Raw genomic sequence first — 17,356 nt, 5'->3', positions numbered from 1 at the left:
TAATGCCTGGTGACGGGTTCTCCCAGCCCTGTTCCGCGAGGTGGGAAAGCTCAGCGCACGAGCCGGAAGAAGCCGCGAATCTGCTCGACGAGCGACGCGGGTTGTTCCATCGCCGCGAAGTGCCCGCCGCGCGGCAGTCGCTCGAACCAGCGCAGATCGGTGTACTTCAGCTCCGCCTGCCGCCGCGAGGGGCGGATGATGTCGCGCGGGTAGACGGAGATTCCGGACGGTGCGGTGACGAGATCGCCGAAGCTGCGGAAGCTCTCCCAGTACAGCCGCGCGGACGACGTCGCCGACGCGGTGAACCAGTACGCCGAGATCGCGTCGAGGAGCTGCTGACGGGTGACGGCGTCCTCCGGGTGCCCGTTGTTGTCAGTCCAGACCCAGAACTTCTCGGCGATCCAGGCCGCCTGCCCCGCCGGCGAGTCGGTCAGGCCGTAGCCGAGAGTTTGCGGACGCGTGCCCTGCTGCCCCGAATACCCCTGGCCGGTGCGCCGGAACTCAGCCGCCGCTCGCGCGCCTTCGCGTTCCTCGTCGGTCTCGTCCGCGAACTGGCCTTGAGGCGCGGCCGCCATGTTGACGTGCACCCCCGCGACCCGCTCCCGCGCCACCTCGCCGAGCGCTCCCGACACCGCGGAACCCCAGTCGCCGCCCTGCGCGCCGTACCGCTCGTAGCCGAGGGAGACCATCAGCTGATCCCAAGCGGTCGCGATTTTCTGGACGCCCCAACCGGCTTCGCTCGGCTTCTCGCTCCAGCCGTACCCCGGCAACGAGGGCGCGACCACGTGGAACGCGTCCGCCGGATCGCCGCCGTGCGCCCCCGGGTCGGTCAGCGGACCGAGGATGTCGAGGAATTCGAGCACCGAACCAGGCCAGCCGTGCGTGACCACCAGCGGAAACGCGTCCGGCTCCGGCGAGCGGAGGTGGACGTAGTGAATCCCGAGGCCGTCGATCTCCTGGCGGAACTGCGGGAAGACGTTGAGCCTCGCGGCGAACCCGAAGTCATAGTCCTCAGCCCAGCTCCGGCAGAGCTCCTGGGCATACGCGAGCGGCAACCCTTGCGACCAGTCGCCGACGGTCTCCGCCTCCGGCCACCGAGTGCGCCGCAACCGCGCCCGCACGTCGTCGATGTCCTCGTCCGCCACCCTGACCTGGAACGGCTCGGCGCTCACCGCCGCCTCCCTCCGCGTCGATAGTTCGACGCTACCGCGCTAAGCACCCTCTGTGCGCGGTCGCGGAGGGGCATGCGCTAGGCTTTGTTCAGTTCGCGCGAGCGAGCCCTCGTAGCTCAGGGGATAGAGCACTGCCCTCCGGAGGCAGGTGTCGCAGGTTCGAATCCTGCCGAGGGCACATTATCGGCCGATACTCGAAATCACCTTCACGGTGCGGGTATCGGCCAATTTTATTTCTCACGCCGGATGGATGAGGCGGCTTTCGTAGGCGAAGATCACGGCCTGGATCCGGTCGCGGAGTTCGAGTTTGTGCAGGATCCGCCCCAGGTGGGACTTCACGGTCGCCTCCGCGAGGTGCAGGGTGGCGGCGATCTCGGCGTTCGAAAGACCGGAACCCACCTGGACGAGTACCTCGCGTTCGCGGGTGCTGAGTCTGCTGAGCCGTTCGTCGCTGGCGGTGTCTGCGTCGGGCAGGTGCGGGCGGAATTTCTCCAGCAGGCGGCGGGTGACGCGCGGGGAAACCACCGCGTTGCCCGCGGCCACGGTGCGGATCGCGGCGAGCAGTTCCTCGGGTCTGGCGTTCTTGAGCAGGAATCCCGAGGCTCCGGCTTTGAGCCCGGCGAAGGCGTATTCGTCGAGGTCGAAGGTGGTGAGGATCAGGATTCTGGTCTGCGGGCGGATTCGGAGGAGCTGCCGGGTCGCCTCGATTCCGTCGATCGTCGGCATGCGGACGTCCATGAGGACGACGTCGGGACGCAGGTCGTTGGCGAGGCGGACGGCGTCGGCTCCGTCCTTGGCTTCGCCGACCGGTTCGAGGTCCGGCTCGGCGTCCAGGACCATGCTGAATGCCATGCGCAGCAACGCTTCGTCGTCGGCGATCAGGATGCGGATCGTCATGCGGACTCCGCTGAGGCACCGAAGGCGAGGCGGGTGCGCACTCCCCACCCGCCACCGGTGAGTGGTCCGGCCAGCACCGTGCCTCCGTAGACGGCCGAGCGCTCGCGCATGCCGGTGATGCCGTTGCCGGAGCCGGGGGAAGTCGGCGGGCCGGTGTCGGTGACGTCCACGGTGACGGTGTCGGCGGCGCATTCGATCCGGACCTTCGCGCGGGTGCCAGTGGGGGTGTGTTTGAGAGTGTTGGTCAAGGCTTCCTGGACCAGGCGGTAGACGGTCAGTTGCGCGGTAGCGGGGATGTGCGTGTGGCTGCCGTCGATGTCGAGGCTGGTCGGGAGTCCGGCGGCGCACATCTGGTCTGCGAGGGTCTCCAGTTGCGCGATGCCGGGCAGCGGGTGACGTGCCGCGTCGGGTTCGTCGGTGCGCAGGAGGCCGAGTGAACGGCGCATGTCGGTGAGGGCTTGTCGGCCGGTTTCGGAGACCTGAAGCATCGCGGTGGTGGCTTTGTCGGGAGACCGATGCTGCGCGGAGACAGCGGCGTCGGTGAGCGCGACCATGACGGACAGGTTGTGGGTGACGATGTCGTGCATCTCCCTGGTGATCCGGGCCCGTTCCTCGGCGACGGCCCGTTCCCGCACGGCTTCCAGGTAGGCGCGTGCAGTCCGCTTGTTCACTCCGAGGACGGCTGCGGCGACGACCATCGCGGTGAGTGCGGCGAACGGGGTCAGGAACGCACCGTCGCCCGCCCAACGCAGGCAGGCGAGGACAGCCCCGATCTCCACTACGGCGACGGCGACGAACGTGACTCTCTTGCTCGAGTTCGCGGCCACTGTGTAGAGAGCGACCAGCAATGCGATGTCCGCGGGGAGTTGGATGCCTACCACCCACTGGACTGCCGCCGCGGTTGCCACCGCACCGAACACGGTGAGCGGGGCTCGGCGTCGCCACACCAAAGGCAGCGCGAGTGCGGTGGTGAGTGCGGCTGCCACCGGTAGCTCCGCGGGCGTCCACATGATCAAGACGTGGAGCAGGAGAAACGCAGGCAACAGGGAATCCTGCACCCGCTCGGTCCTCATCCTGCAAGCGTAGGCGGACTGCCCGCCGCGCACATGAGCCTGACGGCTGACCGCGGCGGGCCGGATTGCGACTGCAGAAGGACTTCCGATACCTCCTGTGGTCGTAGTGCGGCCGCTGGTCCGGGTGCTCGATTGCCACTGGGGACGGTTGGAGATCGGGTCCGGAGAGCGATGTGGCCGGACTGGTCCGGCACCGAATATGGCGGCATGAACCTGCTGGAAATCCTCACGTTGCTCAGCGCCGTGGCGCTGGTGGTAGCGCGCTGGCTGCCTGCTGTCGCCCGCCCACGCGTCACTATCGCGGCGGGGGCGGTGTTCCTGCTGTCCGCTATCGCGCTCTGCGTGACGGGGATCCGCTGGCAGCTGCTGCCGGTGCTGGCGGGCGGTGTCGTCGCGGCACCGTTCGCCTTCTCCCCGCTGGTACGAAGCCGTGCTCGGCGGGCCCGCTGGTGGCTGGCGTTGCCGGGATCGGTGTTCTGCGTCTGCCTGATCACCACCGGCCCGGTGACGGCGTGGGCTTTTCCCGTCCCCGTCTTCCCTACGCCCTCCGGCGGCTTCGCGGTCGGCACCCGGGTGCTGCAGTGGACCGACCCGGACCGTCCCGAGAACTTCACTGCCGATCCGCGGGACCACCGCACGGTCGTGGCCCAGCTCTGGTACCCCGCCAACGGCCCAGCTGACGCCCCGCGTGCCCAGTACCTCGGACGCACGGAAAACGAGGCGCGCACCGTCGCCGACGCACTCGCTGGCGGAGTTGGCCTGCCGGGCTTCCTGTTCGACGGTGTTCCGCTCGCCCGAACCCACGCGGTTCCCGATGCCCCGGTGGCCGTCGAGGGCGGACGGTTCCCGGTGGTGCTGTTCTCGCCGGGGTCGAGCGGAGTGCGTACCCAGAACACCGCGTGGGCGGAGGAAATCGCGAGCCACGGCTATGCGGTCGTCGCGCTCGACCACCCGTACGACTCCGCCGCCGTCGTGCTCGCCGACGGACGGACGATCACCAGCGCGACCGTCTCCACCGGCGACCGGGCGGAGGACGACCGGCTGGCCGACGACTGGACCGCGATCCGGGCCGCCGACCTCAGCTTCGCGCTGACCCGGCTCGGCGCCGACCCGCTGGCCGCACGCCTGGACACCGGCCGAGTCGCCGTGACCGGGCACTCGATGGGTGGCGCCGCCGCGCTACTTGCGGCCAGGCGGGACCACCGGTTCACCGCCGTCATCGACCTGGACGGCTACCCTCGCGGCCCCTTGTCTCCCGCGCTTGATCAGCCGACGCTCGCGCTCACCCAGGCCGTCACTCCGGCCACCGATCCGCGCTACCTGCCTCGGCTCACCGACGTGCTCACGCGGGGTGCGGCGACGAACTACCGGCTCACCATCCCTGGTGCCGCGCACCTCACCTTCACGGACGGCCCGCTGTATTTGCCGCCGGTGCCTTCGATCGTCGGTTCACTGGGTCGCGCCGAGAGTCCGCGTGTGGTGGCCGCTGTCAGTCTGGCGTTTCTGGATTCCTTGCTGCGCAAGGGATCTGGTGATTTGGCGGGCGCTTTGTCGAGCTACGGGGAGCTCAGCGTGTTCCACGTTGAGCGCGGCCGCTGACCGGCTCAACGCCACCAGGTTGGGGCAACAGGAGATCCGCTCAAGGCGTGAGGGATCTGTCAGCTGCCGTTCAGCCGCCCGGCGACGAACTGGCGGGCGATCTCCACGAGCGGTTCGCCTCGTGCCTCGGCCATTCCGCGCAGCCACGCCTGTGCCTGAGGCGCGGCGACGCGTTGTGCGGACATCACGAGGCCGATCGCGATGTTGACGTCGGCTTCGTCGGCTGCCGCCCGAACCTCCTGGATGATCTCGGTGTCCAGGTCGGCAAGAAGCACGATCGCGGCGAATTCGGCGAACGCTTCCGCGTCGGCGGGCGCGTCCCCTTCGCGGGCTTCCCGGTTTCGGCGGTAGAGCGTCAAGGTTCCCGGAGATGCGGTCGCGGTGCGCAACGGGTACGCGAAGACCGCCGTAACGCCGATACTGCGGGCGACATCGGTGAAAGCGGGCCAGGCAGCGCCGAACCGCACCAGATCGGGCACCAGGACCGGGCCGCCGCCAGCGGACGCGGCCAGCGACGGACCATCGCCGGTCAGCCATTGGAGTTCCTCGACTCGCTGTCCCCAGAGGGAACTCGCGGCGAGGTCGTAGTGCACCAGCTCGCTGTCGTGCAAAGTGAGCACAGCGGCGTCGATCCCGGGCAATTCTTCCGACGCCGCGGCGCAGATCGCGGCGGCGCACCCGCCCGGACGCGCCGATCGGGCGGAGTGCACGACCCGGTGCCACAACTTGTCCCGCCGCGTCGCGTCGCTGCTGCTGGTGCGCACCGGAACCCGGGCCAGTGCGGCTTTCGCGTCGGCGAGGGCGCGGTCGTACTGAGTGACGGCGAGCATCGCGCGACGCAGCACCGCGGCCGGTTGCCGCTTGCCGTCCGCGAGTTCCGCACCGGCCGCATCGCGCAGCACATCGTGCACCACGGTGATGTCCTCGACGTGATGCAGCGTCCCCGCGACGCGACCGGCGGCATCGAGGAGCGGGGAGTTGACCGGGCTCCAGGTCTTGAAGCGGAACCGGTCGGGCGCGGCCGGATCGGGGATGTCGTAGCGCTGCACCCCCATGTCGTCGCGCAGACCGCGCCGCATGACTCGTTCCAGGGACGCGCCGAGATTGCGCACGCCGGTCGCGCCGGTGTCCGCGGGATTGTCCGGGAAGGCGTCGAACATGAAGGAGCCGACCAATTCGTCGAACTGCCGCCCGGTGGCGCGCAGATACGCCGGGTTGGCCGCTTGGATCCGCAGGTCAGCGTCCAGCAGAAGGTACGCGGACGAGGTAGCGGTGAACAGCGGGTTGCCGGACACTGAGCGCAAGAGCTCGTGCACCGATTCTCACCTCACACGGTGGCTGGCAGCGGCTGAATCGGCTTTCAATGATAGCCACTTTTCCCTGGCCGCTCGACCGATCGCACGGTGGAACGGATTCCGTAACCGGCGCTCGCTGCGGCATCGGATCAGCTCCATTTCCGGTCCGGAGCGAGCATTCGACGACTGGCTGCGGCTGCGCGGGCGGGACCGCGCTGGTTCCCGAGCGGCTACGGCGAACGGCGGTTGTCTCCCGCCCCCGTACCGGGTAATCCTATTTTTACAACGTTGTAACGCACGAGTGGAGGCTGGTCTCCGTGCCGCTGAACCGCAGACACTTCGTCGCCGGGGCCGTCGCCACTCTGCTCACCACGGCGTCCGCCGGGACCGCTGAAGCCGCGCCTTGGCGCAAGCGCGGCGGCTTTTACTCGCCCAACGCGGCTCCGCTCTCGCCCACCGCGTTCCTCAAACTCCCGCCCGGCGCGGTCAAGCCCCGGGGCTGGCTCGCCGGGCAACTGCGGCTTCAACTCGACGGCCTCTGCGGCCACTACCCCGAAACGTCGCACTTCCTCGACTTCGACACCACCGGCTGGGTGCATCCCGAACGCGGCGGCTGGGAAGAGCTCCCGTACTGGCTGCGCGGTTACGTCGACCTCGCCATCGTCACCGGGGACAGCACCGCGCTGGCCTCCGCTCGCCGCTGGATCGACGCGGTCATCGCCACCCAGCAGGCCGACGGGTTCTTCGGCCCGAGCGAACTGCGCACCAGATTCCGGGGCGGGCCGCACTTCTGGCCGTACCTGCCGATGATCCAGGCACTGCGATCCTGGCAGGAGTACTCCGGCGACGGGCGAATCATTCCGCTGCTGACCCGATTCTTCCGGTACATGAACGCGCAAAGCACCGACGTGTTCGACGCGGACTGGCTGAACATGCGCTGGGGCGACGGCCTCGACAGCGTCTTCTGGCTCTTCAACCGCACCGGCGACGCGTTCCTTCTCGACCTCTCCGACAAGATCCATCGCTACGGAGCCAACTGGGTCGGCAATCTGCCGAGCCTGCACAACGTCAACGTGGCACAGGGATTCCGCGAACCAGCCCAGTATTCGCTGCGTTCCGGCGACGCGAAGCTGATCCAAGCGTCCTATCAGGACTATGCCCAGATCATGGCCGCGTACGGCCAATTCGCCGGCGGCGGGTTCGCCGGGGACGAGAACGCGCGCCCAGGATACGGCGATCCGAGGCAGGGCTTCGAAACCTGCGGGATCGTCGAGTTCATGGCCAGTCACCAACTGCTCACCAGACTGACCGGCGACCCGATCTGGGCCGACCGCTGCGAAGACCTCGCCTTCAATTCCCTCCCCGCCGCACTAGACCCGTCCGGGCGCGCGGTGCACTACATCACCAGCGCGAACAGCATTGATCTCGACAACGTGCCCAAGACCGAAGGACAGTTCCAGAACGGCTTCGCGATGCAGGCGTATCTGCCCGCCGTCGACCAGTACCGCTGCTGCCCGCACAACTACGGCATGGGCTGGCCGTATTTCACCGAAGAACTCTGGCTGGCGACCCCGGACCAGGGCCTCGCCGCGTCGATGTACTCGGCGAGCAGCGTCACCGCGAAAGTCGGCGACGGCACTTCGGTAACCATCGACGAGGACACCACCTACCCGTTCTCGGAGACGATCACCTTCACCATCCGGACCCCGCACCCGCTGAATTTCCCTTTATACTTCCGGATTCCTTCGTGGTGCGCCACCCCGCAACTCACCGCGGCAGGTACGCCGGTCGCGGCACCGGCTGGGCCCGCTTTCACAAAAGTCCAGCGCACGTGGCGAAACGGCGACGTCGTCACTTTGACCCTGCCGCAGCGAACCTCCGTACGAACCTGGTCCGCGAACCACGACTCCCTGTCCGTCGACCACGGCCCGCTGACGTACTCGCTGCGGATCGGGGAACAGTACGAACACCTGGGCGGTTCCGCGCAATTCCCGGAGTACGCCGTGCACGCGACTACGGCCTGGAACTACGGGCTGACCGTCGACGCCGCCTCGGCGATGACGTTCGCCGCCACTGGCGGGCCGCTGCCGGACAATCCGTTTACTCCGGACACCGCGCCGGTGCGAATCACCGCGCCTGCCCGGAAAATCACTGAATGGACCGCGGATGACCAGAATGTCGTCACGCCGCTGCAGTCGTCGCCAGCGCGCAGCACGGCGGAGGTCGAGACGGTCACGTTGATTCCGATGGGTGCGGCCCGATTGCGAGTCACGTCGTTCCCGACTGCCTCGCCCGATGGCACCCAGTGGGTTCCCGGTGGTGGCGGTGCGGGATTCCGGATCGCGAACCGCAACTCCGGCAAAGTACTCGGGGTGGATCGGATGTCCACTGCGGACAGCGCGCAGGTGGTCCAGTTCAGCGATAACGGCACCGCCGACCACCTCTGGCACCTGACCCCGAACGGCGACGGCTGGTATCGGATCCGCAACCACAACTCCGGCAAGGTACTCGGCGTCGATCGGATGTCCACCGCGGACAGCGCGACGGTGGTCCAATACACCGACAACGGCACCGCCGACCACCTCTGGCAACTCATCGACAACGGCGACGGCTGGTTCCGCATCGTGAACCGCAACTCCGGCAAGGTGCTCGGAGTCGACCGGATGTCCACAGCAGACAGCGCCCAAGTGGTCCAGTACACCGACAACGGCACGGCGGACCACCTGTGGCAGCTAATCCCGGACGGCCAAGTGCGAGTCGAGAACCGGAACTCGGCGAAGATACTCGGCGTCGATCAGATGTCGACAGCCGACAGCGCCCGCGTCGTCCAGTTCGGCGACACCGGAACCGCCGATCACCTGTGGACCTTCGAAGCCGCGGGTGGCTGGCTGCGAATCCGCAACGTCAACTCGGGCAAGGTACTCGGCGTCGACCGAATGTCCACAGCAGACAGCGCGATGGTGGTCCAATACACCGACAACGGCACCGCCGACCACGACTGGCGACTGCTTGACAACGGCAGCGGCTGGTTCCGCATCGTGAACCGCAACTCCGGCAAGGTGCTCGGGGTGGACCGGATGTCTACTGCGGACAGTGCACAGGTGGTGCAGTTCAGCGACAACGGGACCGCGGATCACCTGTGGCGGCTGCGCTAGTTTTTAGAACTCCCCGGGTGGCCCCTGACCTGGAGGACCAGAGGCCACCCGGGAACAATCAATCCTCTTCAGCCGTTCGCCTGTGCAGCGTCGCGACGGGCTGACTGTCGCCGACAGACTCAAGCGCGCCTACGAGATCTTCGCCGGTCCCGCCCAGAACGAACGCACTCGGGTCCACCCCCAACTGGGCCGCCAGCGTCGCCCCAACGCGGCGCAGGCTGGTTTCCAGACTCTCCCCGTCGACAACGGGGCGTACCGCGAACATCACGACCTCACAGGAACCATCCGTGGCCAGGAATTGGAGTCCGGACGCCCCGATCGATTCCGCGATCGGGAGGGCCTGCCCCAACGCCGCCGCCAGGTCTGCCCCCGGAAACCGATGACTCACCTTGGCGATCAGGTCAGAGTCGTCCCCCAAAGTGAAATCTTCCCGGACTCCGGGGTCCCATTCCTCCAATTGCAGACCGCCGTGCGCGGCGTGCACGAGGTACAGCACATAGCCGCTGAACTCTTCCTCGTTGAACCAAAGGCTAGCGTAACCGCCATTCTCCGGGTCACCGAAGAAGTCCAGGTATTCATCGTTGAGCCGATGCTTGACAGCCACGGGCTTGACCGCGCTGCGCATGGCTTGCGCGGCAGTCTCCCCGGCCGCCCAGGGAGCGGCGCAGTAGAGGGTGGCGATGAAACCCCTGCGCGGGCTCTCCGGGTCACAGCGAATGATCTCCGCTGCGACGCCGCCGAACTCACCAGCCAGCGACTGGCATCGGTCGACCATCTCGGCGAGGTCCGCAGTGTCGACCCAGATGCCGATATGGACTTCAATACCAGCCTTTGGCAATCTCATCAATGCGTCACTCGTCCCTCGGGGGAAATATTGGCATGTCCATTTTTTGTGGCGAAGTAAACCATTTTACCATCCCCGCCGTCGAGCTGGACATCCCATTCGCTCTTTTTCGGATCCCACCGCCACTCGTGCCCATAGGCGTCAAAGTATGACCGCTTCAGGTCCTTTGAAATTTTGAAGCTGTCCGAGGGAACGAACCGAATCGGCCCCATAGTCGGCAACCGCGCATTCCGGACGGCATTACGGTATTGCGTTCCCATTCTGGCGAAGTACTGATCGGCGTCCCGCTGCAGGGTGTTCATCACGCTGAGCGCACGTTCGGCATGCGCCGGCGAAAGCCCCTTGACGTTGTGCAGGACGTTTTCCAGGAAGCCTGGCCGGGTGAAGTAAGCCGCCAGGTGCCCAAAGCTCTTCTCAAGCCTGCGGGCGGCCTTCGCCAGGTCGGCGCCCGCGCCGAGCCCGGGAATGGCTCCGGCGGCCGACATCAGCACGCCGGTCCAGTCGCCCTGGAACAGGCTCATCAGCCCGGAGCCGATGTCGCTGAGCGGGGTCGGGTCGAACATGCTCCCGAGGTCGAGCAGCAACCCCGCGATGTCGGCGACCGACATGCCGCCGTCGAGGATCATCTCCCGCGGCACCACCGGATCAGGAGCGTCGCCGCCGCCGGGCTCCGGGGTCACCGGATGCTCCCGCTGCGCCTTGGCTTCCGCATCACGCTTGTCCGTGTACGCCCTCAGCGCATCCGCGGCGGCTTGCGCGGCATCTGCGGCGGACTTGCCGGCGGAGATCGCCGACGCGCGCGCATCCGCCGCTGCCGCTTGCGCTTCAGCCGCGTAAACCCGGGCTCGCGCGGCAGAAGCCGAAGCCTCCGACGCCGACTGCTCGGCTGACCGGGCGGAGTTCTGCGCCGCGTTCGCGGCGTCCCGAGCCTGTTTTGCCGACCGCGCGGCCGCATCAGCGGATTCCTGCGCCTGGCGGGCGGATTCCTTGGCATCCCTGGCATAGCCGGCGGCTTCGTCCGCAGCCTGCTTCGCTTGGGCGGCGTAGACCTGCGCCTCCCCGGACGCCTGGCGTGCCACTGCCGCGGCGCGAGCCGCTTCGGCGGCTGTCGCCCGCGCCTCGGCCGCCAGCCGGGTCGCCTCCGCCACGTACCGCCGGACCTCGGCGGCGTGGGTCGCGGCGTCGTTGTCCATCCGCTGGGCCTTGTACTGCCCGACCCGGATGAACGTCTTCAGGAACGAAGGCGGTCCAGACAACGCGACCTGGCCCGCTGCCTTCACGTTCGGCCCGCCGGCGCTGATAATTCGGCCCGCGGAGATCCGGTCGTCGTGCTCGGCCGCGACGTGCTGCCCGGTCGCGAGGAACTGTTCGACGTCGGCCGGGGTGCCGTCGAGCGCCCGTTGCGCCGCCTCGTTGGTAGCGGGGCCGCCGGTGCTCATGATCTGGCCGACCTTGACCCGGTCGTCGGCGACCTTCCCGTCGTAGTACTGGGTCCGCAGGAATTCCTGGACTCCCGAATAGGCGCCGAACAGCACCCGTTCCGCCGCTGCTTTCTTGGCGGGCTTGTCGGTCTCGTCGGCCAGGTACGCGACCCGGGCCCGATCGTCCTGCTCGGCCGCGACCTGTCGCTGGGTTTGCACGAACGCCAGAACGTCCGCTTCGGTCCCGGCCAACGCCGCTTCCGCGGCCGCCGCGGTCCACGATCCGCCGGTCTTGCGCAACTGCACCGCGATCAGACGTCCGTCGGTCACCTTCGTCGCCGCCGGGGTGTTCGGCGCGGAGGCTTCTTCGATCAGCCGCCGGGTCTCCTGGTCCAGCCGGGCTGCCTCGGCGGCGTCCCACTCGGCGTCCGCTCGCCGGGTGTCGTACGCCTGTTTCGCCTGCTCTGCGACACCAATCGCCTCCGCGGTGTCGTTCTCGAGCCGGGCGGCCTCACTCGCCCGGGCAGTCTCTTCGATCTTCGCTGCCTGCGCGGCGGCCGCGGTCGCGGCGTCCGCCGCCCGCAGGGACGCGTCCGCATGTGTCGTGGCTTCCTTGGCCGCGTCCGTGGCCTCGCCGGCGTGTTTGGCCGCTTCGTCAGCCGCGTCCGCCGCCGCTTCGGCGTGTCCCGCTGCCGACCTGGCCGCATTGGCCGCGTCCGAGGCCTGAACGGCTGCCTGGTTAGCGAACGTCTCGGCTGCACCAGCCGCCCGATTGGCCTCGGCGGCTTTCCGCTTCGCGGTCGCCGCGGCGTTCCGAGCCCGCTGCGCCTCCGCGGTAGCACTGCCCACAAAACGGGCGGCGTCCGCGGCCGCCGCTGCTGCCAGATCGGCGTTGACTCCCGCGCTCCTCGCCGAGCCGGCCGCGGAGGCCGCGCTGATCGCAGCGATTCCGGCGGCGACAGCGGCGTTGGCCGCGAGAGTTGCGGCCTGGGCCACTGTCCGGGCGTCGAAGGCTGCCTGACGCGCCCCGTCCGCGTTCTTCGCATCGGTAGCGGCCGCGGTCGCGGCGTTGCGCGCACGGATCGCCGCTTGCCCGGCTGCCGCTGCCGCCGAAGCCGCTTTGGCTGCCGCGTTCGCCGCGACTCGCGCCGCCTGGTTCGCCGCGTTGGCCGCAGCGATCGCGGCCTGCGCCGAATCGGCGGCACGACTGGCCGAATCCGCGGCCCGTCCGGCTGCCTCGGCCGCGCGGCCCGCATCCTTCTGCGCCGCTTCGGTTTCCTGCGCGGCTCGCTGCGCGGCTTCCTTCGCGAGCCGAGTCGCCTCGACCGCGCGCGCTGATGCTTCCTTGGCCGCCGCGGCCTCTCGCGTAGCTTCTTCGCCGGCGTCCTTGGCCAGCCCGGCAAGCTGTGCGACCGAGGTTGTCTCCTGGTCGCGCGCCCGTGCGAGGTATTGGCCGCTGCGCAGAAACTCGCTGACATCCTCCGCTGAGCCCGACAACGCGATCTGCGCGGCCTGCTTCACGTTCGGGCCGCCTTCGGACATGATCTGGCCGACCCGCACTCGGTTGTCCCGCTCAGCGGGTTCGTACTGGCCTTCCACGAGGAACCGCCAGACGTCGTCGACCGTGCCGTTGAGCGCGGTCTGCGCGGCCTCGCGCACACCGCGGCCACCGGTGCTCATGATCTGGCCGACCCGCACTCGCAGGTCCTGTTCCAGCGGCACGCGCCAGCCGTCGGCGAGAAACGCCTGCACGTCCGCGGGCGCGCTGTTGAGCGCGGCTTGTGCGGCTTCCCGCACCCCGCGTCCGCCAGTGCTCATGATCTGGCCGACCCGGACCCGGTCGTCCCGCTCCTTCGCCGCGGCCCCGCCAGTCCGCAGGAACTCCTTGACCTCATCGTCAGAGCCGGTCAAAGCGATCTCCGCGGCGCGCACCAACCCCGGCGTGCCCTCCTTCAGCATCGCCACCACGCGCGCCCGGTCCGAGCCGCTTCCGTCCGCGGCCGACGCCATGGGCCCGGCCTCGAGCGTTCCGCACAACACCGCGACCGCAGTGGCCAGCACGACGGCGGTCCGCCGTCTCCGACCGCCGTTCGATCTTGTTCTCACTTCGCTCAATTCCCCTCGATTCGCGAACGAACAAAACAGAGCGACGATAGCGATTCTTAATCGACAACCACCAGAGGCAATCGGGTTTATTCGCCGGCGGCCATCCGGCCTAGCGCGCCGAATAACACCAGAAGTTCACCAGAAGAACGTTACTTTCCCCTGGTAAAGTGTAACCAAAGTCACAGTTATATAAACTTTACCTTCAAGAAATGCAAGAGAAATAGGTTCGCCTTATCGTTTTATCGCCGGGGCCGAACCCGGCCGAAGGCTTCACCCTGACCGACATTTCCGGAACGGGAACTGAGAAACGGGGAATCGTGCGTTTGTTTTCCAAGCGACTAGGGCTCGGCAGCGCAACACTGCTCGGCCTCACGACGGCGTTGTTCACGACTTCCGAAGCCGCCGCGAGCGGGGCCGCCGACGACACCGCCCCGCCGCCGCTGGTCGAGACCTACGACTACCCGGGTGCGGACAAGATCCTGGCAGAACGGAACATCACCCTGCTCAAGGGCGACGGGCACGTGCTGCTGGTCGACTGCGCCTCGGGCGGCGACCTGATCGTCGTGCAAAGCTACAAGATCAAAGGCGGAGATGCCTGCTTCCGGGTGACTGGGGTCCCGGGTTACGTGACCATGCAGATTCCGGAGACCTACTTCATCAAGGGCGACTCGCACACCGCGAAAGCCACGCTGACCGCCAAGAGCACGACCGAGAGCGTGGACATTCAGAAGGGGCAGTGGACGCCCGTCGGCGAGTCCATCCCCAAACACGACCCGGCAGCACTTCTCGAGATCCGGGTCACCGCCTAGCCCTCAATCTCTCCGCCATTCGAATCCCTCGCTCGGCGGCCGACTTCTCCGGAACGCGGCTGCCGAGCGAGGACCGGCCAGCGCGCCTAACCCATCACAGCCGCGGCGAGCTCGAACTGCTCCCTCGCCGCCTCGTCTTCGCCCCGCGCCTGCAGGCAAGCCCCCAGCCGATTGCGGACTTCGATCTCCGCCCACGGCGACATCTGATCCGTCAACGCGCCCAACGCCCGCAAGTGATACGAGAGCGCGACATCCAAACTCCCTAAGTCCTGCACCGCGGAACCAAGGCGAGAAAGCGAACTCACCAGCAACAGCCGATCCTCGACCCGCTCCGCCAATTCGACCGCCGCACGCAAGGGTTCCGCTGCTTCCGCCGAGCGGCCCAGATGCAGCAGGACGCTGCCGATGTGGCTGGAGACCCGGCCCAGCATCGCCGGATTGCCGGTGGAGACCGCGACTTCCCGCGATTCGGCGAAACACGCGAGCGAGAGTTCGTAATCGCCCTGCTTGAAATGCACGTAACCGAGTCCGGAAACCGCCCGTTCGACCAGCCAGCTGTCCGCTACCTCGGTGGCCAGCGTTCGCGCCTCGGTCAAAACCTGCTCCGCTTCATCGAGCGGTCCGGCAAGCATCGTGACCATTCCCAGACCGCACAAACCTCGCGCTGTTTCCCGCCGGTCGCCGGTTTCGCGGCTGATTCGCAGTCCTTCTTCGCACCATTTCCGGGCCTGGGCGGAATCTCCCAGCGCGAGGTGCGCCCAGCCGAGCCCGAAGCGGAGCGCCGTCGCCATCCGCCGGTCCGCCACGTTGTCTACTTCGGACAGTGCGACTTCCAGCAGCGCAAGGCATTCCCGGTACCGGATGCGCCGCACGAGGTAGTCGACGGCGCCCTCGGCGATCCAGCACGCGTAGTCCGCGTGCCCGGCCGCGACCGCGGCCGAGACCACTTCCACCAGGTCGCCCGCCCGGTCCAGCCAAGCCGAAGCGTCCACCAGCCCGGCGAACGGCGAATCGGCGAGTTCCGGGCCGCTGGGGAAGCCTGGCTCGCCCCATTCGCTCGCCGCGCGGCAGGCGTGCAGGTACACCCCGAGCCCGCTGGCGACGTCGGGCTCGTCCGCGGCCAGGCGGCGCGCGTAGACCGCGACCAGGTCGTGCATCCGATACCGGCCCGCGGCGGGTGCCTGCACCAGGTTCGCGTCGACCAGGTCCTCCAGCACGCTTTCCGCGGCACGCCGGGAGCAGCCGAGCATCGCGGCGAGGACCAGTTCGTCGAACTCGGGCGCGGGTGCGCGGCCCAGCGTGCGGAAGGCGCGTTGCGCGTCAGCCGGAAGCTGGTCGTAGGAAAGCCGGAACGCGGCCTCGACGCTGCGTTCCTCGGCGGTCAGTTCGCCGAGCCTGCCGGTGTCGTCGGCAAGCCGGTCCGCCAGGTCTCGGAAGGTCCACATCGGACGGTTCTGCAAGCGCGCTCCCGCGATGCGCAGGGCGAGCGGGAGCCGTCCGCACAGGCCGGCCAGTTCGCGCACGGCCTCGTGTTCCCGACCCGCGCGAGCCGGGCCGACGATCCGGCTCAGCAGGCCAGCCGCGGCGTCGGAAGTCAACGGCCCCAAGGAAATCCGGCGTTCAACGTCCAAACCGGGCAGTCGGCGGCGGCTGGTGATCAGCACCCGGTTGCCGGTTCCGCCAGGCAGCAGCGGACGGACCTGTTCGGCGCTGACTGCGTCGTCCAGCACCAGCACCAACCGCAGCGGAGCCGTCGCGGCGCGCCAGTTCGCGGACAGTTCGTCCAGGTCGTCCGGAATGTTCTGGTCGTTGACGCCCGCCGAACGCAGCAATCGGCGCACGACCCGCACCGGCGCGAGCGGAGCCCGGCTGGTGCTGTGCCCGTGCAGGCCGACGAACAGGCAGCCGTCGGGATGTTCTTCGCGCAGCAACTGGGCCGCGCGCACCGCAAGCGCCGTCTTGCCTGCCCCGGGCACACCGTCCACTGCGGACACCGCGCTCCCTGGCGAGGCGAGCCGGGCCAGTTCGTCGTCGCGCCCGGCCAGCTCTCCGACGTCATTCGGCAATTCGTCCCGGATTCGCGGCGGCGGGGCAGGCCGGGACGCGACGCCGAGCGCGCCGTCGTCGCCGCGCAGCACCGCTTCGTGCACGCGACGCAGGTCCTCGCTGGGTTCGAGCCCCAGCTCATCGCGCATCCGGACGCGGAACTCGCGCCAGGTGTCGAGCGCGTCGGACTGCCGGCCAGCGCCGTAGAAGGCCCGCATGAGCAGGCCGGTCAGCGATTCGCGATCCGGATGCTCGGCGAGCAGCGCCGACACCTCGCTGATCGCCGATTCGTAGTCCCCCAGCCGGATCAGCGCGTCCGTGCGGCCTTCGACCAGCCCGACGCGGCGTTCGCCGAACCGGCGGCGCTCCCGTTCGGCGAACGGGCCGGGCAGTCCGGCCAGCGGAACTCCCTCGTAAAAGGCCAGCGCCTGGCCGTACCCGTCCGCCGCCGCGGCGAGCGCACCGGCCGCGGCCGCCTTCTTCGCGCGGGCGGCGATCTCCTCGACCCGCACGGCGTCCACCCCGACGCCCGCCCCGGCGAACCGGTATCCGCCGGGGTCGGTCCGCAGCACCGATTTCGCGTCCGCGCCGGCCGCGGCCAGGGATCTCCGCAGCTGGTAGATGTAGCCGGGCACGCCGTCGCTCTCCGGCGGATGCTCGCCCCACACCCGGTCGACCAGCTCGGCCCGGCTGACCGTCACGTCCGGCCGCAGGAGCAGCGCCACCAGCATCGTCGTCCGCAGCACCGGCCCGAGTTGCAGCGGCTGCCCGCCGTACCAGCCGCGGACCGGCCCGAGCACGGCGAACTCCAGCCGGGCCCCGGGCTCGCGCTCCGCCCCTGCCCGGCCGGTTCGCGCGGCACCCGATGACATACCGAGAGTTTAAAGCAGCTCTTCCGGTGTCCCCCAGGAGAGCTACCCGCAGGTGTCCACCTCGCGG

General features: G+C 68.6%; 10 protein-coding genes and 1 tRNA gene. 4 read left to right on the top strand and 7 right to left on the bottom strand.

All coding sequences use genetic code 11. The features are described 5' to 3' along the window. Positions 1–50 precede the first annotated feature (50 nt). Positions 51–1,172, bottom strand: coding sequence for an epoxide hydrolase family protein (locus ABZX37_RS26625; RefSeq protein ID WP_354743923.1), 1,122 nt, complete (start codon positions 1,170–1,172; stop codon positions 51–53). Between the two features lie 105 nt (positions 1,173–1,277). Here ABZX37_RS26625 and ABZX37_RS26620 point away from each other — a divergent pair. Then, positions 1,278–1,350, top strand: a tRNA-Arg gene (locus tag ABZX37_RS26620). A gap of 59 nt (positions 1,351–1,409) precedes the next feature. On the opposite strand, the gene ABZX37_RS26615 is transcribed toward ABZX37_RS26620, so the two are convergent. After that, entirely contained in the window at positions 1,410–2,069 is a 660-nt protein-coding gene (locus ABZX37_RS26615) for a response regulator transcription factor (RefSeq protein ID WP_354743921.1), read from the bottom strand. After that, entirely contained in the window at positions 2,066–3,142 is a 1,077-nt protein-coding gene (locus ABZX37_RS26610; RefSeq protein WP_354743919.1) for a histidine kinase, read from the bottom strand. Before ABZX37_RS26610 ends, ABZX37_RS26615 begins: the two co-directional genes overlap by 4 nt. A gap of 207 nt (positions 3,143–3,349) precedes the next feature. Between ABZX37_RS26610 and ABZX37_RS26605 the strand changes: the two genes are divergently transcribed. Next, positions 3,350–4,741, top strand: coding sequence for a dienelactone hydrolase family protein (locus ABZX37_RS26605; protein ID WP_354743917.1), 1,392 nt, complete (start codon positions 3,350–3,352; stop codon positions 4,739–4,741). A 59-nt stretch (positions 4,742–4,800) separates the two neighbouring features. Here ABZX37_RS26605 and ABZX37_RS26600 read toward each other — a convergent pair whose 3' ends face one another. Next, complete coding sequence (locus tag ABZX37_RS26600) at positions 4,801–6,057, bottom strand: PAS domain-containing protein (RefSeq protein WP_354743915.1); 1,257 nt, start codon at positions 6,055–6,057, stop codon at positions 4,801–4,803. Between the two features lie 296 nt (positions 6,058–6,353). On the opposite strand from ABZX37_RS26600, the gene ABZX37_RS26595 reads away from it, so the two are divergent. Further along, the gene (locus tag ABZX37_RS26595; RefSeq protein ID WP_354743913.1) at positions 6,354–9,191 is read left to right on the top strand and encodes an RICIN domain-containing protein; all 2,838 of its coding nucleotides are present in this window, start codon (positions 6,354–6,356) and stop codon (positions 9,189–9,191) included. Positions 9,192–9,249: 58 nt separating this feature from the next. Here the strand turns inward: ABZX37_RS26595 and ABZX37_RS26590 are convergent, their stop codons facing one another. Next, complete coding sequence (locus ABZX37_RS26590) at positions 9,250–10,035, bottom strand: hypothetical protein (protein WP_354743911.1); 786 nt, start codon at positions 10,033–10,035, stop codon at positions 9,250–9,252. Then, positions 10,035–13,517 carry a polymorphic toxin type 17 domain-containing protein gene (locus ABZX37_RS26585; protein WP_354743909.1) on the bottom strand — a complete coding sequence of 1,161 codons (3,483 nt, stop codon included), beginning with the start codon at positions 13,515–13,517 and terminating at the stop codon, positions 10,035–10,037. Before ABZX37_RS26585 ends, ABZX37_RS26590 begins: the two co-directional genes overlap by 1 nt. A 362-nt stretch (positions 13,518–13,879) precedes the next feature. On the opposite strand from ABZX37_RS26585, the gene ABZX37_RS26580 reads away from it, so the two are divergent. Next, on the top strand, positions 13,880–14,371 hold the full coding sequence (locus ABZX37_RS26580; RefSeq protein WP_354743907.1) for a hypothetical protein: 492 nt from the start codon (positions 13,880–13,882) through the stop codon (positions 14,369–14,371). Positions 14,372–14,457: 86 nt separating this feature from the next. Here ABZX37_RS26580 and ABZX37_RS26575 read toward each other — a convergent pair whose 3' ends face one another. Then, the gene (locus ABZX37_RS26575) at positions 14,458–17,289 is read right to left on the bottom strand and encodes a BTAD domain-containing putative transcriptional regulator (protein WP_354743905.1); all 2,832 of its coding nucleotides are present in this window, start codon (positions 17,287–17,289) and stop codon (positions 14,458–14,460) included. Between the last annotated feature and the right edge of the window lie 67 nt (positions 17,290–17,356).

This window comes from Amycolatopsis sp. NPDC004079 (genome assembly GCF_040610415.1).
GTDB classification, from domain to species: domain Bacteria; phylum Actinomycetota; class Actinomycetes; order Mycobacteriales; family Pseudonocardiaceae; genus Amycolatopsis; species Amycolatopsis halotolerans.
The sequence above is the reverse complement of the archived record's forward strand: the minus strand, read 5'-3'. Positions and strand labels throughout refer to the sequence as shown.

Excerpts from the sequence above, each read along its gene's own strand:
- ABZX37_RS26615 (WP_354743921.1), bottom strand. The coding sequence starts at position 2,069 with ATGACGATCCGCATCCTGATCGCCGACGACGAAGCGTTGCTGCGCATG.
- ABZX37_RS26610 (WP_354743919.1), bottom strand. The coding sequence starts at position 3,142 with ATGAGGACCGAGCGGGTGCAGGATTCCCTGTTGCCTGCGTTTCTCCTG.
- ABZX37_RS26605 (WP_354743917.1), top strand. The coding sequence starts at position 3,350 with ATGAACCTGCTGGAAATCCTCACGTTGCTCAGCGCCGTGGCGCTGGTG.
- ABZX37_RS26590 (WP_354743911.1), bottom strand. The coding sequence starts at position 10,035 with ATGAGATTGCCAAAGGCTGGTATTGAAGTCCATATCGGCATCTGGGTC.
- ABZX37_RS26575 (WP_354743905.1), bottom strand. The coding sequence starts at position 17,289 with ATGTCATCGGGTGCCGCGCGAACCGGCCGGGCAGGGGCGGAGCGCGAG.